Source organism: Weizmannia sp. CD-2023, assembly GCF_036225245.1.
Taxonomy (GTDB): domain Bacteria; phylum Bacillota; class Bacilli; order Bacillales; family Bacillaceae_C; genus Weizmannia; species Weizmannia faecalis.
This window is the reverse complement of the sequence record NZ_JARTJQ010000084.1, coordinates 25,022-45,549: the sequence shown is the minus strand read 5'-3', so window position 1 is coordinate 45,549 and position 20,528 is coordinate 25,022. Positions and strand designations below refer to the sequence as shown.

The following is a 20,528-nucleotide window of genomic DNA, read 5'->3' as shown; positions in this document are numbered from 1 at the left end:
GGCCATCACCCCGCTCTTTCGTGTTTTAAATCGGATTTTTGAGGAGGTCAGCATGAGTAAAGTCGTTGAAGTGGTGGAACAACTGGCATCCCCGGTTGTGGAAGGGCTCGGCCTTGAACTTGTTGATATCGAATACGTCAAAGAAGGAAAAAACTGGTTTCTTCGTGTTTATATTGACAAAGAAAACGGGGTCGATATCGAAGAATGCGGGCTCGTCAGCGAACGGCTCGGGGAAAAGCTCGATGAAGCGGACCCGATTCCCCATAATTATTTCCTTGAGGTTTCCTCCCCGGGTGCGGAACGCCCGTTAAAAAAAGCGCGTGACTTTGAACGTGCTGTCGGCCGGACCGTCCTCGTGAAAACGTATGAACCGCTTGACGGGGAGAAAACGTTCCAGGGAAAATTGATTGCTTTTCACAACGGGTGCCTAACATTAGAATGTAAAGTGAAAACGAAGAAAATCGAGAAGGAAATTCCGTATGACAAAGTGGCCAACGCACGGCTTGCCGTTGAATTTTAAAAATGCATCATTTTTCAAAAAATGAAGGGGGATCCAATTTCCATGAGCTCAGAACTGGTAGATGCGCTTACGATACTTGAAAAAGAAAAAGGAATTTCGCGGGATGTGCTCGTTGAAGCCATCGAAGCCGCGCTTGTATCGGCATACCGCCGCAATTTTAACCAGGCACAGAATGTAAGGACGGATTTAAATCTGGCGAACGGGACGATCCGTGTGTTCGCGCGTAAAGACGTGGTTGAAGAAGTATTTGACCCGCGCCTTGAAATTTCGCTTGAAGATGCCCAGAAAATCAATCCGTCTTATGAAATCGGCGATGTTGTCGAATTGGAAGTCACGCCGAAAGATTTTGGCCGGATCGCCGCACAGACAGCAAAACAGGTTGTCACGCAGCGCGTCCGGGAAGCGGAACGGGGAATCATTTACAATCAATTTATCGACCGTGAAGACGAGGTCATGACCGGGATTGTGCAGCGGAAAGATCCGCGTTTTACGTATGTCAGCCTCGGAAAAACAGAAGCACTGCTGCCGCCGGGGGAACAATCCCCGAATGAAACGTACAACCCGCATGACCGGATTAAGGTCTACATTACAAAAGTCGAACGGACAACAAAGGGGCCGCAAATTTTTGTCTCGCGCACCCATCCCGGCCTTTTAAAACGGCTGTTTGAACTTGAAGTGCCGGAAATTTACGATGGCATCGTAGAAATCCGTTCGATCGCCCGCGAAGCAGGGGACCGTTCGAAAATTTCGGTTTACACCGACCGCCCGGAGGTTGATCCTGTCGGCGCATGCGTCGGGCCTAAAGGGCAGCGCGTCCAGGCGATTGTAAATGAACTTCACGGGGAAAAGATTGATATTGTAAAATGGTCGGACGACCCGGCTAAATTTGTAGCAAATGCGTTAAGCCCTGCGAAAGTGCTTGATGTGCTTGTTGACGAAAACAATAAGGCTACAACGGTTATCGTTCCGGATTACCAGCTGTCGCTTGCAATCGGGAAACGCGGCCAAAACGCCCGGCTTGCCGCGAAACTCACAGGCTGGAAAATTGATATTAAGAGCGAAACGGATGCAAGGGAGTCAGGCATTTATCCGCGTTCTGAAACCAATGGTGACATAGACGGGGAAACACCGGGGCTTTTTGATGACGATGATGCCGGCCACACTTCCGAAGCACTGGCCGTACCGGATGCGAAAGAAGCGGATCTGCCTGAAAATGGCGGGAAAGATGAAGAGATCGAATAAGGAGTGGGGCTGATGGCGACACGTAAGAAAATTCCGATGAGAAAATGCGTAGCAACGGGAGAAATGAAACCGAAAAAAGAAATGGTCCGTATCGTCCGTTCCAAGGAAGGCGATGTTTCGATTGACCCGACCGGGAAAAAGTCAGGAAGAGGCGCCTATCTTTCAAAAGACGAAGAAGCGGTGCTGTTGGCAAAGAAAAAAAATATTCTCTCATCCCATCTTGGTGCCGCTGTAGAAGATGCTTTTTATGATGAAATCATCGCGTTTATTCAAAAGGAAAAAAAGGAGAATAAACAAAAATCATGAACGGGAAGCAGGCAATGTCCCTTTTAGGCCTTGCGTTCAAGGCAGGAAAGATCGTTTCGGGAGAGGAGCCTGTCCTGAAAGAAATCCGGGCAGGCCAGGCAAAACTTGTATTGCTTTCAAAAGATGCCTCATCCAATACGTCAAAAAAAATGTTAGACAAATGCCGTTTCTATCATGTACCGGTACGGTGGATAGAGACGAGGGAAATGCTTGGAAAAGCCATTGGGAAAGAGGCGAGAGTCGCAGTTGCCGTAAGTGACCGCGGATTTGCGGAAAAACTTGCTGAACTGCTCGATGAATCATAGGTGGGGGTGACGACATGAGCAAAATACGTGTTTACGAATATGCGAAAGCTCATCATACATCAAGTAAGGAAATTATCACGAAACTAAAACAAATGAATATAGAGGTATCCAATCATATGTCAATGATCGATGGGGAAACAGTAAGGAAGCTGGATACGGTTTACAGCGGCAAAAATCAGCAGGATGGCAAGAAAAACGGGCAAAACGGGCCGACCAGAAATGAAAGAAGCACCAGGTCCGAAACCGGGGACCGACAAGGAAACAAACCCGAAAACCGCACCCGGCGCGAAAACCAGAAGCCGAATCACGGAAACGGCGAAAACCGGGCAAACGGAAACGGCCAAAACAGCAAAAACCAAGGGAATAACGGAAACAGCAGAAACAATAACAATAACCGCTCTGGCGGCAGCAACCGCAGCGATGGGAAGAGCAGAACGGGCGGCAACAATCGGAATAACAGGAACGGCCAAACCGGCGGCAACAACCGGAGCAATGGAAACACCCAGGCCGCAAGCAACAACCGGAATAACGAAAACAGCCAGGCTGCAAGTAACAACCGGAATAACGGAAACAGTCAGAACACAAGCAATAACCGGAGCAATGGAAACACCCAAGCCGCGGGCAACAACAGGAATAATCAAAACAGCGGGAACAGCCGGAACAACGGGAATAACCGCAACAGCGGCAATGGCAACCGTAGCAATAACGGAAACCGCGGCAACAACGGACGGCCGTTTAACAAACAAAAGAAAAATAACCGGAAAAATAAAAACTTCAAACCGCAGCCGCAGCCGGTCCAAAAGGTAAAAGAACTGCCTGAAAAAATTACGTTCACAGAATCGCTGACCGTTGCGGAACTTGCGAAGAAGCTCTACAGGGAACCTTCCGAAATTATTAAAAAACTGTTCCTGCTCGGCGTTGCGGCAACGATCAACCAGCAGCTTGACAAAGACGCCATTGAACTGATTGCTTCGGAATACGGCGTTGAAGTGGAAGAAAAAGTGATCGTTGACCAGACGGATCTGGAAACGTATTTTACGGAAGACCGTGAAGAAGACCTCGAAGTCCGCCCGCCGGTTGTCACCATTATGGGCCATGTTGACCATGGGAAAACGACAACGCTCGATTCCATCCGCCATACAAAAGTCACCGCCGGAGAAGCAGGCGGGATTACCCAGCATATCGGTGCATACCAGGTGAAAGTAGGCGGCAAAAAAATTACATTTTTAGACACGCCGGGGCATGAAGCCTTTACAACAATGCGTGCGCGGGGGGCGCAAGTGACGGACATTACCGTGCTTGTTGTTGCTGCCGATGACGGCGTGAAGCCGCAGACAGTGGAAGCCATTAACCATGCGAAAGCAGCCGGCGTTCCGATCATTGTTGCGGTCAATAAAATTGATAAACCGACAGCGAACCCCGAACGAGTCATGCAGGAACTGACGGAATACAATCTGGTTCCGGAAGACTGGGGCGGGGATACGATTTTTGTCCCGATTTCTGCTCTAACCGGTGAAGGGATTGACAATCTGCTTGAAATGATTTTGCTTGTCAGCGAAGTGGAAGAACTGAAAGCAAACCCGAACCGCCGCGCACTCGGTTCGGTTATTGAAGCGCGCCTTGATAAAGGCAGGGGCCCGGTTGCCACTTTGCTCGTACAAAACGGCACTTTGCGCATCGGCGACCCGATTGTAGTCGGTCACACTTACGGGCGCGTCCGTGCGATGGTCAATGATCTCGGCCGTCGCGTGAAAGAAGCAGGGCCGTCCACGCCTGTTGAAATTACCGGTTTAAATGATGTACCGGAAGCCGGCGACCGTTTTGTTGTCTTTGAAGATGAGAAAACAGCCCGCCAGGTCGGGGAAGCACGGAAACAACAGGCTGTCCAGGCGCACCGTAACGAAACCGCGCGCGTCAGCCTTGACACGTTGTTTGAGCAAATGAAGCAAGGGGAAATGAAAGAATTAAATGTGATTGTCAAAGCGGATGTGCAAGGCTCTGTAGAAGCATTGACCGCCGCTTTGCAAAAGATTGATGTGGAGGGCGTCAACATTAACGTTATCCATACGGGCGTCGGCGCGATTAATGAATCCGATGTGACGCTTGCTTCCGCTTCGAATGCGATTATTATTGGCTTTAACGTCCGCCCGGATAATAACGCCAAACGCGCAGCCGAAACGGAAAAAGTGGATATCCGCCTGCACCGCATTATCTACAAAGCGATCGAAGAAATCGAATCTGCCATGAAAGGGATGCTTGATCCGGAATACAAAGAAAAAATCATCGGCCAGGTTGAAGTGCGACAGACGTTTAAAGTATCACGGATCGGCACGATTGCGGGCGGCTATGTCACCGACGGAAAAATCACCCGTGACAGCGGCGTGCGCGTCATCCGTGACGGCGTGGTCATTTATGAAGGTGTAATTGATACGCTGAAACGCTATAAAGATGATGTGAAAGAAGTCAACCAGGGATATGAATGCGGGATTACGATTAAAAACTTTAATGACATCAAAGAAGGAGATGTCATCGAGTCCTTTATCATGGAGGAAATTGAAAGAGCATGATTGGGAGCGCCCGTTGCGAATTTCGCATTTATGATGCCCGTTCATTGAAAGAAAAAAGGGCAGTGCTGCAAAGAATATTGACGCGGCTAAAGCAAAAATATAATGTTGCAGCCGGTGAAATGGATTTCCAGGATGCCTGGCAGCGGACCCTCGTTGAAGTCGTGACCGTTGCTTCAAGCCGGGCGGCGGCTGAAAGAGAATTGCAGCGGGCAATTCTCTTTCTGGATTCCTTCCCTGAATGGGAGCGTCTTGAAACAAATATTGAATGGCTATAAATGAGGTGTGATTGATGAATCTTCGTGCAAATAGGGTTGGCGAGCAAATGAAAAAAGAGCTGAGCGACATTATCGGGCGAAAACTAAAAGATCCGCGTGTCGGCTTTGTCACTGTAACCGATGTGGAAGTAACAGGCGATCTTCAGCAGGCAAAAGTGTACCTCACCGTCCTCGGCGATGAGGAACAAAAGAAAGACACCCTTGACGGCCTGGAAAAAGCAAAAGGCTTTATCCGCTCGGAAGTTGGCAAAAGGATCCGGCTCCGCAAAACGCCTGAACTGATTTTTGAAATCGATGAATCCATCGAATACGGCAACCGCATTGAGACGCTGATCAAAAAAATCCATGACACGGATGAATGAATGTTTCAGGAAACTGATCGGAGCCGGAACACGGTTCGGTAAGTTTCCTTTTTTTGAGTGATTCTATTGGATTTGCGAAAGGAAGTGGCGCCATGGATGGCATTTTACCGCTCTGGAAACCGGCGGGGATGACTTCCCATGACTGTGTTTTTAAAATCCGGAAGCTTTTCGGCACAAAAAAAGCAGGCCATACCGGCACGCTTGATCCGGATGTGGAAGGGGTCCTCCCGGTTTGCATCGGGCGTGCGACAAAGATTGCCGAATACCTTCAGGATGCCGGCAAAACTTACGAAGGTGAAGCAACGATCGGGATTTCAACGACGACAGAAGATGCTTCCGGCGATATCATTGAAAAAAAGGAAATTAGCCGGCCGATCAGCCGGGAAGAAATTTTAGCCGCACTCGCTTCGTTTACCGGGCATATTACCCAGATCCCGCCGATGTTTTCCGCCGTCAAGGTGAACGGAAGAAGGTTGTATGAATATGCGCGGGCGGGCATCGAAGTGGAACGCCCTAAAAGGAATGTGCAAATTTACAGCCTTGAACTATTGGACGGGCGGGAATATTTTGAAGGGCCGGTTGTGTCGTTCCGTTTCCGCGCTTCATGCAGCAAAGGCACCTATATCCGCACGCTTGCTGTTATGATCGGAGAAAAGCTCGGCTATCCGGCACATATGTCCAATCTTACAAGAATTGAAGCAGGCGGTTTTTCAAAGGAACAATGCGCCACCTTTCAGGAGATTGAAAAAGCCGCGGAAACCGGCGACAGGGAAAGCCTGCTCTACCCGCTCGAGGCCGGGATCCGCCATTTGCCGAAATGGGAAATTAGTGATACATTAGCAGAGAAAGTAAAGAACGGTGCCGTGTTGAAAAAACCGGAGACCTGGCCGGAAACAGGAGACAGGCTTGCTGTCTTTTTCCGCGGAAAAATACTCGCGGTATACGTGGCGCATTCCGGCAGGCCCGGCTTTATCAAACCGGCGAAAGTGATATAAAAAGCCTTCCGGGTATAAAACAAGGAAGGCGGCTGCTTCAATTTGTAAAAGGGAAAAGGTGAGGAATTTTGAAAACAATAACGGTCCATCATCCCCATTCCTTTAAACCCGGCGATTTTCCGCCGCTTGCCATCGCATTGGGTTATTTTGACGGCATCCATCTCGGACATCAGAAAGTGATTAAAACAGCCCGCGGGATCGCTGAAAAAAACGGATGGAAAAGCGCCGTCATGACATTTGAACCCCATCCTTCTATTGTGCTGGGAAAGAAAAAGGATGGCATTGAACTGATTACACCGCTTGAAGACAAGATCAAGTTGATTGAAAAACTGGGTGTCGATTATCTGTTCGTCGTCCGTTTTACCTCCCGTTTTGCGTCTCTTTTGCCGCAGCAATTTGTCGACCAATATCTGGCCGCACTCGGTGTGAAACATGTTGTTGCTGGTTTTGATTATACATACGGCAAATTCGGGAAAGGCAATATGGAGAATCTCCCTGAATATGCAAACGGCAGGTTCGGGATTACGGTGATTGAAAAACTGGCCCTTGAAAATACCGGGGAAAAAGTCAGCTCCACCCTGATCCGGTCAAAAATCAGGGAAGGAAAAGTCGGGGAAGTGAAGCCGCTGCTCGGGCGCGATTATGAGATCAAAGGCATTGTCGTCCATGGGGAGAAGCGGGGACGACAGCTCGGGTTTCCAACGGCAAATCTAAAGCTTACCGCGTCGTATATGCTGCCGCCAAACGGGGTATACATTGTGCAAATGAAGGTCGCGGATACGTGGCATAACGGCTTATGCAGCATTGGCTACAATCCTACGTTTAAAAATCCGGAAGAATATGAAAAAACGACAGAAGTGTATCTGCTTGATTTTTCCGATACCATTTACGGGGAAGAAGCAGTTGTCAAATGGCTTGCGCGCATCCGCGAAGAGAAAAAGTTCGCCCGCGTGGAGGACTTGATTGAAGAAATGAAACGGGATGAAACGGCAGCAAGGCGTTACTTTGAAAAACAGGGAACTGCTACTTGAGTTTTGTGCGAAAAAGTAGTATTCTATTACAGTACCGGAACCTGTGCTTGGCAGCGCGACTCACCGACGCCTGCTCGGCAACAGGGGATAGGAAACAGAGGAGGTGAACAGGATGGCGATTTCAAAAGAACGTAAAAATGAAATCATCAACCAATTTAAAATCCACGAGAACGATACCGGTTCTCCGGAAGTGCAAATTGCTGTATTGACAGAAGAAATCAACAAATTGAACGATCATTTACGTGTCCATAAAAAAGACCACCATTCACGCCGCGGCTTGATGAAAATGGTAGGGAGACGGCGTAATTTGTTGACCTATCTGCGCAATAAAGATGTGCATCGTTACCGTGAATTGATTAACCGGCTGGGCTTGCGCCGATAAAAAATGCAGAATGCAAAAAAGCGGGAGTATTCCCGCTTTTTTGCAATGTGTTTTTCCTTCCTTAATTTTGGGAACAGATGTATTTCAAATTGCCGCTGGGTTTTTGCACTGACCTGGCGCGGCTTGTACATACATAGCAAACGGTTGATTCGTTTTTGAATCATTACCCGTGCTTATCTTTGCATAAATGTGAAACAATATAGGCAAAAAGAAAGGAGATTTTCATCTGTATGGTACAGGATAAACATACCTATACGATAGATTGGGCTGGCCGCCCGCTCACCGTGGAGATCGGCCAGCTCGCAAAGCAGGCAAACGGTGCTGCGCTCGTCCGTTACGGCGAAACGGCTGTCCTCAGTACAGCAACTGCTTCTAAAGAACCGAAAAATGTGGACTTTTTTCCACTGACCGTAAATTATGAGGAACGGCTATATGCTGTCGGGAAAATTCCGGGCGGCTTTATCAAAAGAGAAGGGCGCCCGAGCGAAAAAGCCATTTTGTCAAGTCGGCTGATTGACAGGCCGATCCGCCCGCTCTTTGCCGACGGCTTCCGCAATGAAGTGCAGGTTGTCAGTATGGTCATGAGCGTCGACCAGGACTGCACGCCGGAAATGGCCGCGATGCTCGGGTCTTCGCTCGCACTTTCCGTCTCCGATATTCCGTTTGAAGGCCCGATTGCCGGCGTCATCGTCGGAAGGGTGGACGGCAAGTTCCTCATCAACCCGACCGTGGAACAGATGGAAAAAAGCGACATCCATTTAACCGTTGCCGGCACAAAAGACGCCATTAATATGGTTGAAGCGGGTGCGAAAGAAGTGCCGGAAGAAGTGATGCTTGAAGCGATCATGTTCGGGCATGAGGAAATCAAGCGCCTGATTGCTTTCCAGGAAAAAATTGTGGCAGAAATCGGAAAAGAGAAAATGGCTGTCGAATTGTTCGAACTTGACGAAGAACTGGTGGAAAAAGTCAGCGGCATGTGCCGGAAAAAAATGATTGAAGCCATCCAGGTTCATGAGAAGAAAGCGCGCGAAGAAGCGATCAGAAAAGTGGGCGATGAGGTGCTTGCCCAATTTGAAGCAGAAGAAGCCGATGAAGAAACGGTCAAGCAGGTTAAACAAATTTTGCACGATATTGAAAAAGAAGAAGTCCGCAAGCTGATCACGGTCGATAAAATTCGCCCGGACGGCCGCAAAATCGATGAAATCCGGCCGCTTTCCTCCGAAGTCGGGGTTTTGCCGCGCACGCACGGTTCCGGGTTGTTTACCCGCGGGCAAACACAGGCTTTAAGCATTTGTACGTTAGGCGCTTTAGGCGACGTGCAAATTTTGGACGGGCTCGGCATTGAAGAGTCAAAACGGTTTATGCACCATTACAATTTCCCTTCATTCAGCGTCGGGGAAACCGGGCCAATGAGAGGGCCGGGCCGCCGCGAAATCGGGCACGGGGCACTGGGTGAACGTGCGCTGGAACCGGTCATTCCGGATGAAAAAGAATTTCCGTACACGATCCGGCTTGTATCCGAGGTGCTCGAATCGAACGGCTCCACTTCACAGGCAAGCATTTGCGCATCCACCCTTGCCATGATGGATGCCGGCATTCCGATTAAAGCGCCGGTTGCTGGGATTGCGATGGGGCTTGTGAAATCCGGCGAACATTATACGATTTTAACCGATATCCAGGGCATGGAAGACCATCTCGGCGATATGGACTTTAAAGTGGCCGGCACGTCGAAGGGCGTCACCGCGCTGCAAATGGATATTAAAATTGCAGGACTGTCAAGGGAGATACTGGAAGAAGCGTTGCAGCAGGCGAGAAAGGGCAGAATGCAGATTCTCGACCATATGATGTCGACGATTTCGAAAACACGTGACCATTTGTCCGTCTATGCGCCGAAGATTTTAACGATGACCATTCATCCGGATAAAATCCGCGACGTCATCGGGCCAAGCGGTAAACAAATCAATAAAATCATTGACGAAACCGGCGTGAAAATTGACATTGAACAGGATGGCACCATCTTTATTTCTTCGACGGACGAAGAGGCAAACAACAAAGCGAAGAAATTGATTGAGGATATTGTCCGGGAAGTCGAAGTCGGCAAGGTTTATCTCGGTAAAGTAAAACGGATCGAAAAATTTGGCGCTTTTGTGGAAATCTTTAACGGCAAAGACGGCCTTGTCCACATTTCCGAACTCGCCGAAGAACGCGTCCGGAAAGTCGAAGATGTTGTCAAAATCGGCGATGAAATTCTGGTCAAAGTGACGGATATTGACAGCCACGGGCGCATCAACCTTTCCCGCAAAGCTGTTTTAAAGGAGCAGCAAAAAAAAGAAAATAAATCGTGATGAAAGTCAGGGAGCCCTGGCTTTTTTTATTTGTCCCGCGCGCCCGTTCTATGCCCCTTTCCCTTTTCATACTTTTTTTAAAGAAGGGGGAAAATAACGTGAATAAAGCAAAACGCTTGATTGCGCTTGGCTTGATTGCTATTCTAGCATTGTTGCTTGCGGGAAATCCGCTTTCCACCCGGTATTTGCAGGAGCGGGCCGCCTTTAGCACAAAAGAGAACGAGCTTCAGGAAAAAATTGAACAGGCTGCAGAACGGTTTTACCGTCCGCCGGAAAATGCCAAGATTGACAGGGTTTGGAAGGCGATCCCCGGCTATAACGGGGTGGAAGTGGACAAAAAAGCTTCTTACTCGAAAATGAAACAGGACGGCCGTTACGACGAACGCAAACTGGTATTTAAACAAATTCCCCCTGCCGTCCACCTTAAAGATCTGGACCCGGCCCCCGTCTATACGGGAAATCCGGATAAACCAATGGTTGCTTTTTTAATCAATGTCGCATGGGGGAATGAATATTTGCCGGATATGCTAAAAACTTTAAAAAAGCATCATCTTCATGCTACCTTTTTCTTAGAGGGGCGATGGGCAAAAGAAAACCCTGAGCTTGCCCGCATGATTGTAAGCGGCGGGCATGAAACCGGGAACCATTCCTATACCCACCCCGATTTTAGCACTTTGCCGGAATCAAAGATCAAAAGCCAGCTGGTGAAGACAAACCGGGTGCTTGAAGCGATTACGGAAGAAAAAGTGAAGTGGTTTGCCCCGCCAAGCGGCAGTTACCGGGATGAAGCGGTAAGCATCGCAAAATCAATGGGAATGGAAGCGATCATGTGGACGGTCGATACGGTCGACTGGCAGAACCCCTCCCCGGAGACGATTGTAGAGCGCGTGACTGCGAAAGCACAGGGCGGTTCGCTTATTTTAATGCATCCGACCGCTTCTACAGCGAAAGCGTTGGAACCGTTGATTGCCAGGCTGGAAAAGAAAAATTTACAAGTCGGAACCGTTTCAAAATTGCTCGATGAGGAAAGAATCATTAAAAATGAGGACGGAACATTTTTAAACAGCGAAAAGGATCCCGCTGATACAAAAGACGGCACAGAGTGAAATGAGACTGCGAGGAGGCACAACATGATACAAAAATATACTTGCCATAACGGCTTGAGGATTGTACTGGAAGAAATTCCAACTGTCCGTTCGGTTGCGATCGGCATTTGGATCGGCACCGGTTCGAGAAATGAAAATGAAAAAAACAATGGCATTTCCCATTTTCTTGAGCATATGTTTTTCAAAGGGACGGAAAAAAGGAGCGCAAAAGACATTGCCGAGGCCTTTGATGCCATTGGCGGCCAGGTGAATGCTTTTACGTCGAAAGAATATACATGCTTTTATGCGAAAGTGCTCGACACGCATGCACCGCTCGCGCTTGAAATTCTGTCGGACATGTTTTTCCACTCCACTTTTTCAGAAGATGAAATGGAACGCGAAAAAAGCGTTGTCAATGAAGAAATCAAAATGTATGAAGATACGCCGGACGATATTGTCCACGATTTGCTTGGCAAGGCCATTTATGAAAACCATCCGCTCGGCTATCCGATTTTAGGGACGGAAGAAACGCTTGCATCGTTTACGAGCGACGATCTCCATCAATATGTATATGATATGTATACCCCTGACCGCGTTGTCGTCTCCGTTGCCGGCAATGTGCTGCCGTCTTTCGTAAAGGAGATTGAAGCGTTGTTCGGTTCCTATGAAGGCGGGAAGGAAGAGACAGGCGGCGAAACGGCCGTTTTTCATACGAATGACCTTGCGCGCAAAAAAGAAACAGAACAGGCCCATCTCTGCCTCGGATTTGAGGGGAAGAAAATCGGCAGTGACGATATTTATGAGCTGATTGTCCTGAATAATATATTAGGCGGCAGCATGTCCTCCCGCCTTTTCCAAAATGTGCGGGAACAGCGGGGGCTTGCATATTCGGTGTATTCCTACCATACCGCCTATAAGGACAGCGGCATTTTAACGATTTACGGCGGAACGGGCGCCTCCCAATTGGACGAGCTGTTTGAGACGGTGCAGGAGACGCTGCAGACGCTGAAAGCAAAAGGGGTAACAGAAAAAGAAGTGCGAAACTGCAAGGAACAGTTAAAAGGGAACCTCATGCTCAGCCTGGAAAGCACGAACAGCCGCATGAGCCGGAACGGAAAGAACGAACTGTTATTAAAGAAGCACCGTTCGCTTGATGAAATGCTCGAGGAAATCGACCGTGTCACCGTGGAAAAAGTCAATGCTTGTGCGAGGGAGATTTTCTCCAAACCGTATTCGGCATCTTTAATCAGCCCGGACGGAAAATTGCCGGAGCGGTTGTCTTAAAGACGGCATATCTTTTCCATCCCCCGCATAAAATGGAATCAGTCCATGAGAGAAAGAAGGGGGAATATGCGGCTCAGCGAACTCAGCGGAAAAGAAATGGTCGATTTTAAAAAAGCGGAACGGCTCGGGGTATTGGGCGCAACGGACCTTGAAATTGATGAAGCGAGCGGAAAAGTGGAGGCCCTGATCATCCCGGTCGGAAGGCGGTTTAAAAAACAGGCGAACGAGATCCGCGTCCCGTGGAACCGGATCAGAACGATTGGTGCCGATATGATGATTTTGGAAGTGCCTGAAAACCAGTACAGCTATTAAAAAGGCAAAGAAGCATGCCGGGTATTCCGGCATTTTTCTTTGCCTTTTTTCACAAAAAACATGCTGCCGCCATAAGATATGGGGAATTCCCCATGCACATGGAAAAGAAGGTGAGGCATTTGTTGACCGGCGTCCAAATTGCCATCATAGGCGGAGATGCGCGCCAATTGGAAGTGATCCGGAAACTTGCGGATCTCGATGCGAAAATTTCATTGATCGGATTTGAACAGCTTGATTTTGTGTATTCCGGCGTCACGAAAGAAAAATTTAAAGATATCCGGTTTTCGGAAATGGATTGCGTCATTTTGCCGATTACCGGGACAGCGGATGACGGGAAAATCGATTTGATTTTTTCAAACGAAGAAGTTGTGCTGACCGGTGATATGCTGGCTGAAACGCCGCCTTATTTTACAATCTATACCGGCATCAGTAATCCTTATTTGGAACAAATTGCGAAAAAAGCGGGCCGCCGCCTTGTGAAACTATTCGAACGGGACGATGTGGCCATCTATAATTCGATTCCGACCGTTGAAGGAACGATCATGATGGCCATCCAGAACACGGAATTTACGATTCACGGCTCAAACGTTGCCGTCCTCGGCCTTGGCAGGGTCGGAATGAGCGTTGCCCGTGCTTTCCACTATCTCGGTGCGAAGGTGAAAGTCGGCGCGAGAAAAAGCGAACATCTTGCGAGGATAACGGAGATGGGACTTGCGCCTTTTCATTTAAACGATCTTGAACAGGAAGTAAAAGACATTGACATCTGCATTAATACGGTTCCACACTTGATCGTCAATGCATCCGTTATCCAAAAGATGCCTTCGCATACGCTCATTCTGGATATTGCCTCCAAACCGGGCGGGACGGATTTCCGATATGCCGAAAAGCGCGGCATTAAAGCGATGCTGGCACCGAGCCTGCCCGGCATTGTCGCGCCAAAAACAGCTGGGCGGATACTCGGAAATGTGCTCGGCCGGCTGATTGAAGAAGACGTTTTAAAAAGAAAGGGGTCATCGCCATGGATGTAAAGGGTAAAAGAATCGGCTTCGGCTTAACCGGCTCCCATTGCACTTACGCGGCTGTTTTTCCTGAAATTGAAAAGCTCGTGGCATTGGGGGCAGAAGTCATCCCGGTTGTCACGCACACAGTGAAAACGACGGATACAAGATTCGGCAAAGGCTCGGAATGGGTGGAAAAAATCGAAAAATGCACCGGGCAAAAAGCGATTGATTCGATTGTTGAAGCCGAGCCGCTCGGGCCAACCTTGCCGCTTGACTGCATGGTGATTGCGCCCCTGACCGGATTTACGATGAGCAAGCTGGCTAATGCACTCACTGATTCCCCAGTGCTAATGGCGGCAAAAGCGACGCTCCGCAATTTGAAACCGGTTGTGCTCGGCATTTCGACCAATGATGCGCTCGGATTAAACGGCGTGAATTTGATGCGGCTGATGGCAACGAAAAACATCTATTTTATTCCGTACGGGCAGGACGACCCGGTCAACAAACCGAATTCAATGGTGGCGAGAATGACTGCCCTTGTCGATACGGTTTCGCTTGCACTCGAGGGGAAACAAATCCAGCCTGTCATTGTCGAACGTTTCCGCAACGGAAAATCAAATTGAAACCGATTTAAAATTAAAAAAATACACACGGTGCCGGAAGACTTGTGATACAATAATAGCTATAAAAATGAATTTGGTTTTGGAATTGGAAGGGGAATACGCCAATGGCAAACACATCAGGTTATCACGTAGCTGTTGTCGGGGCAACCGGCGCTGTCGGCCAGCAAATGATTAAAACTTTGGTAAACCGCAAATTTCCGTATAACAAATTGACGCTGCTGTCATCTTCGCGTTCCGCCGGCAAAAAAATAACGGTAAACGGGGAAGAAATTACGGTCCAAGAAGCGGTGCCGGAAAGCTTTGAAGGAGTGGATATCGCCCTTTTCAGCGCAGGCGGGAGCGTGTCGAAAAAGTTTGCGCCGGAAGCGGTGAAACGCGGGGCAATTGTCATTGACAATACGAGCGCCTTCCGCATGGACCCAGAAGTGCCGCTTGTGGTCCCGGAAGTAAACGAAGAAGACATTCAAAAACATAACGGCATCATCGCCAATCCGAACTGCTCGACGATCCAGATGGTTGTTGCGTTGGAACCCGTCCGCAAAAATTTCGGCCTGAAGCGGGTGCTCGTTTCCACGTACCAGGCTGTCTCCGGTTCGGGCGCGGCTGCCATCCAGGAGCTGAACGACGAGACGAAGGCGTTGCTTGAAGGGCAGACTTACGAGCCGCATGTACTGCCGGTAAAAGGTGACAAAAAGCATTACCAGATTGCGTTTAATGCCATCCCGCAAATCGATGTGTTTACGGACAACGGCTTTACATTTGAAGAAATGAAAATGATCAACGAAACGAAAAAAATCATGCATATGCCGGAATTAAAAGTTTCCGCCACATGCGTCCGGATTCCGGTTGCAACCGGCCACTCGGAATCGGTTTATTTTGAAACCGAAAAGGACGGCATAAATGCTGGGCAGATCCGGGAAGTGCTCGCGTCTGCACCTGGTGTTGTACTGGAAGACCGCCCCGAAGAACAGATTTACCCGATGGCCGTCAATGCGGTCGGCAAGTATGACACATTTGTCGGGCGGATCCGCAAAGACCCGGATGAAGACAACGGATTCCATATGTGGGTTGTTTCCGACAATTTGCTGAAAGGCGCTGCCTCAAATTCCATCCAGATTGCGGAAAGCCTGATCAGGATGGGGCTCATCTGATTTGTGGACAATTTAGGCTGACCTTTTTGCAATATTGGTGATAAGATATAGGGAAAGAAAAGTTATGCCGGAATCCGGTATCGGAGAGGGTTCCATTTCCTGATATATTTTATGGACACGTATGCCGTTTCCTTTCCGGCCGGGAAGGAAACGGTTTAAAAACGGCCGGCCCTTAAAACGGCCTTTGGCAAAAAAAACGGCCGGCAAAGCCCGCACGTTACCGGAATCACTGTTCTTATTTATCAGTTCATAACAGAGGTGTTCTTCATTGAAAATCGTTGTCCAAAAATTCGGCGGCACATCCGTACGGGATCATGATGCAAGAATGCATGCCAAACATCATGTAGAAAAAGCGCTGGAAGAAGGCTATAAGGTGGTTGCCGTCGTTTCGGCGATGGGTCGCAAAGGGGAACCGTATGCAACAGATACGCTCCTGTCACTCGTTGGCGGATCCGACACCTGTTTAAGCAGGCGTGAGCAGGATTTACTGTTGTCAACCGGCGAAATCATCTCCAGCCTTGTGTTTGCCAATATGTTAAACGCACACGGCATCAGTGCGTGTGCCCTGACCGGCGCGCAAGCCGGTTTCCACACGAACGCGGAGCATACCAATGCGAAAATCACGGACATGAAGTGCGACCGTGTCCTGCGTGAACTGAAACTGCACGATGTTGTCGTCGTTGCAGGATTTCAAGGAGCCGCAAAAAACGGGGACGTCACCACGCTCGGACGCGGGGGCAGTGACACATCCGCTGCGGCGCTCGGTGCTGCGCTTCAGGCGGAGTGGATTGATATTTTTACCGATGTGGAAGGCATCATGACAGCTGATCCGCGAATTGCTGAAAATGCGCGGAAGCTTCAGGTTGTCACGTATAACGAGGTCTGCAATATGGCTTATCAGGGCGCAAAAGTGATCCATCCGCGCGCCGTTGAAATCGCGATGCAGTCGAAAGTGCCGATCCGCATCCGGTCCACTTATTCCGACGATATCGGTACGCTTGTCACATCTTTAAGCCACCGTCAGAAACTCGGGACCGATATAAAAGAACGCATTGTTACCGGAATTGCGCATGTACCGAATGTTTCACAGATCAAAGTATATGCAAAAGACGGGCAGTATGATTTGCAGACGGTTGTGTTTAAAGCGATGGCTGCTGAAAATATCAGTGTCGATTTTATCAATATTTCCCCGACAAGCGTTGTCTACACGGTTTCAGGAGAGGTGGCAAACCGGGCTGAAGCGGTGCTGAAAAAACTGGGGCATGAACCGGTAATTGAACGGAACTGCGCCAAAGTATCGATTGTCGGCGCCGGGATTGCGGGCGTGCCGGGTATCACGTATAAAATCGTGTCGGCGCTTTCCGAAAAAGGGATCCGGATTTTACAGTCTGCTGACAGCCATACAACCATCTGGGTGCTGGTGAAGCAGGAAGATCTGGTTACAGCGGTCAATGCCCTTCATGATGCCTTTAATTTAGAAAGCGAAACGGAAACGTATGAAATTCATGCGTAAAAAATGAAAGATTTTCTGCCGGGCGTTTTCATCTTGCAACTTGCAAAACCCGGCAGGATGAGGAGTGTAAGTATGAGTCGTTTCGGAAAAGTTTCAACGGCAATGGTGACGCCTTTTGACCATAAAGGGAATCTGGATTTGCAAAAGGCGGCAAAGCTGGTTGATTATTTAATTGAAAACGGAACAGAATCTTTGGTTGTTGCGGGAACAACGGGGGAATCCCCGACACTTTCGCCTGAGGAAAAAACCGCGCTGTTCAAGCAGGTTGTGAAAACGTCAGACGGGCGGGTGCCGGTCATTGCCGGAACAGGGAGCAACAATACGTATGCTTCGATCGAATTGACGAAGCGTGCGGAATCATGCGGCGTTGATGCCGTCATGGCTGTTGGCCCGTATTATAACAAACCGAACCAGGCCGGTATGTATGCCCATTTCAAAGCGATTGCGGAATCCACCAGCCTCCCGGTTGTCATTTACAATATCCCTGGCCGGTCGGCTGTCAATATTGAACCGGAAACGATCATCGAACTTTCCAAAATCCCGAATATCGTTGCAGTAAAAGAAGCAAGCGGGAATTTGGATGCGATGGCGCAAATTATTGCCCGTACGCCGGATGATTTTGAATTGTACAGCGGGGATGACGGCCTGACAATTCCCGTGCTTTCAATCGGTGGGGCGGGTGTGATTTCGGTTGCTTCCCATGTTGCCGGCCCGGCCCTACAGGAAATGGTGCAAGCCTTTTTTGCCGGGGATGTAACAAAAGCGGCAAAACTGCATCAAAAGCTGCTTTCATTGATGCGCGGCCTGTTTATGGCGCCTAATCCGGCACCGGTCAAAACCGCTTTGCAATTAAAAGGGATGGATGTCGGCGGCGTCCGCCTCCCGCTCGTTCCGTTAACAAAAGAAGAACGGGAAACCATTCACCGCCTGCTTGGCGATCTTTAAGCAAAAAAACGGCCCTTCCGGAAAAACGGACAGGGCCGTTTTCTTTTGCTTAAGTGATCCCATACCGGCTTCGGGAAAGGAAAACAGGCCCCGTTTCTGCGAATCTTCCGGCAAACAGCAGATAGCGGAAATGGGCAGCATTTGTCGATAGAAATATCACACGCTCTTCATTGACCGGATATACCCTTTTCGGTTAAGCTATACATAAGAGAAAGGATCGGACAGCAATTTATTTTTACGGGCTCAGAAAGTCTTTTTCGATAGAACTGGAACGGTGCAAGTGATCGTGCGGGCGCCTCATGCAAGGCATGACGTTTTTAAAGGGATGCGGCGGGAGAGCCGGCCGCTTATTTTTATGCCGGAAACTTGAATATGCGCAAAGCCGTATCGGACGGAATCCGGCAACCCTTTGCGATCTATCAAAAAGAAACGTGATTCCTGCTCTAGAATTTCAGACAACACGGGAGGAAAAGAATTTTGCGTAAGGAAAAAAACGAAACCATTAAGGTCATTCCTTTAGGAGGAATTGGTGAAATCGGAAAGAATATGTACGTGGTGGAAACCGGAGAGGATCTGTTTGTGCTCGATGCCGGGCTGATGCTACCGGAAGACGAAATGCTCGGGATCGATATCGTCATCCCGGATTTTACTTATTTAATGGAAAACAGGCAGCGGATAAAAGGGATTTTCCTGACACACGGGCATGAGGATGCGATTGGTGCCCTGCCGTATATCCTGATGAAATTGAACGTGCCGGTGTATGCCACAAAGTTTACCGTCGCGCTGGCGAAAGAAAAATTGAAGGAACTAAAAGTGAAAAAGCATATCCGCTTTACGGAAATCGACGCTGACACAGTTCTCCATTTTGAGGCTTGCGATATTCGCTTTTTCAAAACAACGCACAGCATTCCCGACTCGGTCGGCATTTGCATTTCCACATCGAAAGGCAATATTGTGTATACCGGCGATTTTAAATTTGACCAGGAACTGGGCGGGCATTATCGTTCAGAAATCGGAAAAATGTCGAAAATCGGTGAAGAAGGCGTGCTGCTGTTACTATCCGACAGCACGGAAGCGGAACATCCAGGCTACACGACCCATGAGTCTGTTGTGGAGGAAGAAATAACGGATGCTTTCTACGATGCGAAGGGCCGGATTATTATCGCAAGCTTTGCCTCGAATTTAATCAGGGTGCAGCAAGTGCTCGATGCGGCTTCTGCTACCGGCCGCAAAGTTGCGTTTGTCGGAAATTATCTTGAAAAAATATATAAAATTGCATTAAAATTGGGATACTTGCAGGCTCGGACAGAGGATCTCATCATCCCGCTGCAACAAATTTCAAAATACCGGGACGAAGAACTGGCGATTTTGACAACAGGGAGCCAGGGGGAACCGTTTCTCGTCCTCCAGAAAATGGCGAAAAAGAACCATAAGCAGGTCAATATTCAAAAAGGGGATACGGTTATCCTTGCCACAACGCCGTCTCCGGGGCTGGAACTGTTCATGGCGAAAACGATCGACATGCTGTACCGTGCAGGAGCCGATGTTTACGCGGGCGACCGGAAAATTCATGTGACCGGCCACGGCTGTCAGGAAGATTTAAAGCTGATGCTTGATTTAATGAGGCCTAAATACTTTGTCCCGATCCAGGGGGAATACAGGAGCCTGTATGCCCATGCAAAACTGGCGTACAAAACGGGGATGCCGAAAGAGTCAGTCATTATCTCCAGCAACGGGGAAGTATTGGAATACAAGCACGGCAAATTCCAAGCGAGCGGCCGGGTTGCTTCCGGCAATATTCTCATTGACGGAATCGGCGTTGGCGATGTCGGCAATATTGTATTGCGGGACCGGAAACTTTTAAGCCAGGACGGGATATTGGTTGTCGTCGTCACGCTTGATAAAAAGCATAAAAAACTGGCTGCCGGCCCTGAAATTATCTCGCGCGGGTTCGTCTATGTCCGCGAATCCGAAAAGCTGATCAGCCATTCGTCCAACATCGTAAAAGAAGTGGTGGAGCAGAACACGTCACAGGAAGCTTTTGACTGGACGAGTATTAAACAGGGGATCCGCGACCATCTCAGCTCCTTTTTATATGAACAGACGAAAAGGCGCCCGATGATCCTGCCAATTATTATGGAAGTTTGATGCTTAAACGACAGAGAGCGTGGCGGGGTTCCCGCGTGCCCGCGCTCATTGCGGCACAAGGCCCGCCTGGTGCACCATTAAAAATGCAAAGCAAAGCCCCGCTTCCGGTTCCGGAAACCGCGGGGCTTCCGTATGA

At 49.0% G+C, this 20,528-nt stretch carries 20 protein-coding genes; all 20 read left to right on the top strand.

All coding sequences use genetic code 11. The annotated features are described in order from the left end of the window. Nucleotides 1–52 precede the first annotated feature (52 nt). The 20 genes from rimP to P9687_RS12650 all read left to right on the top strand — a co-directional run bounded on the left by rimP (nucleotide 53) and on the right by P9687_RS12650 (nucleotide 20,392). On the top strand, nucleotides 53–520 hold the full coding sequence (gene rimP / locus P9687_RS12745) for a ribosome maturation factor RimP (RefSeq protein WP_017551543.1): 468 nt from the start codon (nucleotides 53–55) through the stop codon (nucleotides 518–520). A 42-nt stretch (nucleotides 521–562) separates the two neighbouring features. Then, entirely contained in the window at nucleotides 563–1,762 is a 1,200-nt protein-coding gene (gene nusA, locus P9687_RS12740; protein ID WP_168985998.1) for a transcription termination factor NusA, read from the top strand. Between the two features lie 12 nt (nucleotides 1,763–1,774). Then, nucleotides 1,775–2,068, top strand: coding sequence for an RNase P modulator RnpM (rnpM, locus tag P9687_RS12735; protein ID WP_014095415.1), 294 nt, complete (start codon nucleotides 1,775–1,777; stop codon nucleotides 2,066–2,068). After that, entirely contained in the window at nucleotides 2,065–2,373 is a 309-nt protein-coding gene (locus tag P9687_RS12730; RefSeq protein WP_013859131.1) for a YlxQ family RNA-binding protein, read from the top strand. Before rnpM ends, P9687_RS12730 begins: the two co-directional genes overlap by 4 nt. A gap of 14 nt (nucleotides 2,374–2,387) precedes the next feature. Next, a complete protein-coding gene (gene infB / locus P9687_RS12725; protein WP_071451874.1) occupies nucleotides 2,388–4,940 on the top strand; it encodes a translation initiation factor IF-2 in 2,553 nt (850 codons plus the stop codon). Beyond that, nucleotides 4,937–5,215, top strand: a complete 279-nt coding sequence (locus tag P9687_RS12720) for a DUF503 domain-containing protein (protein WP_014095412.1) — start codon at nucleotides 4,937–4,939, stop codon at nucleotides 5,213–5,215. The genes infB and P9687_RS12720 overlap by 4 nt, the downstream gene beginning before the upstream one ends. 14 nt (nucleotides 5,216–5,229) lie before the next feature. Then, the gene (gene rbfA, locus P9687_RS12715; RefSeq protein WP_013859135.1) at nucleotides 5,230–5,577 is read left to right on the top strand and encodes a 30S ribosome-binding factor RbfA; all 348 of its coding nucleotides are present in this window, start codon (nucleotides 5,230–5,232) and stop codon (nucleotides 5,575–5,577) included. A gap of 92 nt (nucleotides 5,578–5,669) precedes the next feature. After that, entirely contained in the window at nucleotides 5,670–6,572 is a 903-nt protein-coding gene (gene truB / locus P9687_RS12710; protein ID WP_014095410.1) for a tRNA pseudouridine(55) synthase TruB, read from the top strand. A 68-nt stretch (nucleotides 6,573–6,640) separates the two neighbouring features. Next, entirely contained in the window at nucleotides 6,641–7,603 is a 963-nt protein-coding gene (gene ribF, locus P9687_RS12705; RefSeq protein ID WP_014095409.1) for a bifunctional riboflavin kinase/FAD synthetase, read from the top strand. 112 nt (nucleotides 7,604–7,715) lie between these two features. Then, nucleotides 7,716–7,985: a 30S ribosomal protein S15 gene (gene rpsO / locus P9687_RS12700; protein WP_013859138.1), complete on the top strand. Its 270-nt coding sequence runs from the start codon at nucleotides 7,716–7,718 to the stop codon at nucleotides 7,983–7,985. 230 nt (nucleotides 7,986–8,215) lie between these two features. Further along, on the top strand, nucleotides 8,216–10,330 hold the full coding sequence (pnp, locus tag P9687_RS12695) for a polyribonucleotide nucleotidyltransferase (RefSeq protein WP_014095408.1): 2,115 nt from the start codon (nucleotides 8,216–8,218) through the stop codon (nucleotides 10,328–10,330). After that, on the top strand, nucleotides 10,330–11,436 hold the full coding sequence (locus tag P9687_RS12690; RefSeq protein ID WP_328228531.1) for a polysaccharide deacetylase family protein: 1,107 nt from the start codon (nucleotides 10,330–10,332) through the stop codon (nucleotides 11,434–11,436). The genes pnp and P9687_RS12690 overlap by 1 nt, the downstream gene beginning before the upstream one ends. Nucleotides 11,437–11,460: 24 nt before the next feature. After that, the gene (locus P9687_RS12685; RefSeq protein WP_014095406.1) at nucleotides 11,461–12,699 is read left to right on the top strand and encodes a M16 family metallopeptidase; all 1,239 of its coding nucleotides are present in this window, start codon (nucleotides 11,461–11,463) and stop codon (nucleotides 12,697–12,699) included. A 66-nt stretch (nucleotides 12,700–12,765) separates the two neighbouring features. Continuing rightward, entirely contained in the window at nucleotides 12,766–13,011 is a 246-nt protein-coding gene (locus P9687_RS12680) for a YlmC/YmxH family sporulation protein (protein ID WP_014095405.1), read from the top strand. 119 nt (nucleotides 13,012–13,130) lie between these two features. Further along, nucleotides 13,131–14,039 carry a dipicolinic acid synthetase subunit A gene (gene dpaA / locus P9687_RS12675; protein ID WP_258435310.1) on the top strand — a complete coding sequence of 303 codons (909 nt, stop codon included), beginning with the start codon at nucleotides 13,131–13,133 and terminating at the stop codon, nucleotides 14,037–14,039. Beyond that, on the top strand, nucleotides 14,030–14,635 hold the full coding sequence (locus P9687_RS12670) for a dipicolinate synthase subunit B (protein ID WP_168985999.1): 606 nt from the start codon (nucleotides 14,030–14,032) through the stop codon (nucleotides 14,633–14,635). The genes dpaA and P9687_RS12670 overlap by 10 nt, the downstream gene beginning before the upstream one ends. A gap of 104 nt (nucleotides 14,636–14,739) precedes the next feature. Further along, nucleotides 14,740–15,786: an aspartate-semialdehyde dehydrogenase gene (locus tag P9687_RS12665; protein WP_026104627.1), complete on the top strand. Its 1,047-nt coding sequence runs from the start codon at nucleotides 14,740–14,742 to the stop codon at nucleotides 15,784–15,786. Between the two features lie 268 nt (nucleotides 15,787–16,054). After that, complete coding sequence (gene dapG / locus P9687_RS12660; RefSeq protein ID WP_035188499.1) at nucleotides 16,055–17,299, top strand: aspartate kinase; 1,245 nt, start codon at nucleotides 16,055–16,057, stop codon at nucleotides 17,297–17,299. Nucleotides 17,300–17,371: 72 nt separating this feature from the next. After that, a complete protein-coding gene (gene dapA / locus P9687_RS12655; RefSeq protein ID WP_035188501.1) occupies nucleotides 17,372–18,244 on the top strand; it encodes a 4-hydroxy-tetrahydrodipicolinate synthase in 873 nt (290 codons plus the stop codon). 477 nt (nucleotides 18,245–18,721) lie between these two features. Continuing rightward, nucleotides 18,722–20,392, top strand: a complete 1,671-nt coding sequence (locus P9687_RS12650; protein WP_168986000.1) for a ribonuclease J — start codon at nucleotides 18,722–18,724, stop codon at nucleotides 20,390–20,392. The last annotated feature ends 136 nt before the right edge of the window (nucleotides 20,393–20,528 follow it).

What these genes read in the sequence shown, in the direction of transcription:
- P9687_RS12680 (WP_014095405.1), top strand. Translation starts at nt 12,766, where the DNA reads ATGCGGCTCAGCGAACTCAGCGGAAAAGAAATGGTCGATTTTAAAAAA.
- P9687_RS12665 (WP_026104627.1), top strand. Translation starts at nt 14,740, where the DNA reads ATGGCAAACACATCAGGTTATCACGTAGCTGTTGTCGGGGCAACCGGC.
- P9687_RS12670 (WP_168985999.1), top strand. Translation starts at nt 14,030, where the DNA reads ATGGATGTAAAGGGTAAAAGAATCGGCTTCGGCTTAACCGGCTCCCAT.
- rbfA (WP_013859135.1), top strand. Translation starts at nt 5,230, where the DNA reads ATGAATCTTCGTGCAAATAGGGTTGGCGAGCAAATGAAAAAAGAGCTG.
- P9687_RS12730 (WP_013859131.1), top strand. Translation starts at nt 2,065, where the DNA reads ATGAACGGGAAGCAGGCAATGTCCCTTTTAGGCCTTGCGTTCAAGGCA.
- infB (WP_071451874.1), top strand. Translation starts at nt 2,388, where the DNA reads ATGAGCAAAATACGTGTTTACGAATATGCGAAAGCTCATCATACATCA.
- rimP (WP_017551543.1), top strand. Translation starts at nt 53, where the DNA reads ATGAGTAAAGTCGTTGAAGTGGTGGAACAACTGGCATCCCCGGTTGTG.
- P9687_RS12690 (WP_328228531.1), top strand. Translation starts at nt 10,330, where the DNA reads ATGAAAGTCAGGGAGCCCTGGCTTTTTTTATTTGTCCCGCGCGCCCGT.
- pnp (WP_014095408.1), top strand. Translation starts at nt 8,216, where the DNA reads ATGGTACAGGATAAACATACCTATACGATAGATTGGGCTGGCCGCCCG.
- rpsO (WP_013859138.1), top strand. Translation starts at nt 7,716, where the DNA reads ATGGCGATTTCAAAAGAACGTAAAAATGAAATCATCAACCAATTTAAA.
- dapA (WP_035188501.1), top strand. Translation starts at nt 17,372, where the DNA reads ATGAGTCGTTTCGGAAAAGTTTCAACGGCAATGGTGACGCCTTTTGAC.
- P9687_RS12685 (WP_014095406.1), top strand. Translation starts at nt 11,461, where the DNA reads ATGATACAAAAATATACTTGCCATAACGGCTTGAGGATTGTACTGGAA.
- nusA (WP_168985998.1), top strand. Translation starts at nt 563, where the DNA reads ATGAGCTCAGAACTGGTAGATGCGCTTACGATACTTGAAAAAGAAAAA.
- P9687_RS12720 (WP_014095412.1), top strand. Translation starts at nt 4,937, where the DNA reads ATGATTGGGAGCGCCCGTTGCGAATTTCGCATTTATGATGCCCGTTCA.
- rnpM (WP_014095415.1), top strand. Translation starts at nt 1,775, where the DNA reads ATGGCGACACGTAAGAAAATTCCGATGAGAAAATGCGTAGCAACGGGA.
- truB (WP_014095410.1), top strand. Translation starts at nt 5,670, where the DNA reads ATGGATGGCATTTTACCGCTCTGGAAACCGGCGGGGATGACTTCCCAT.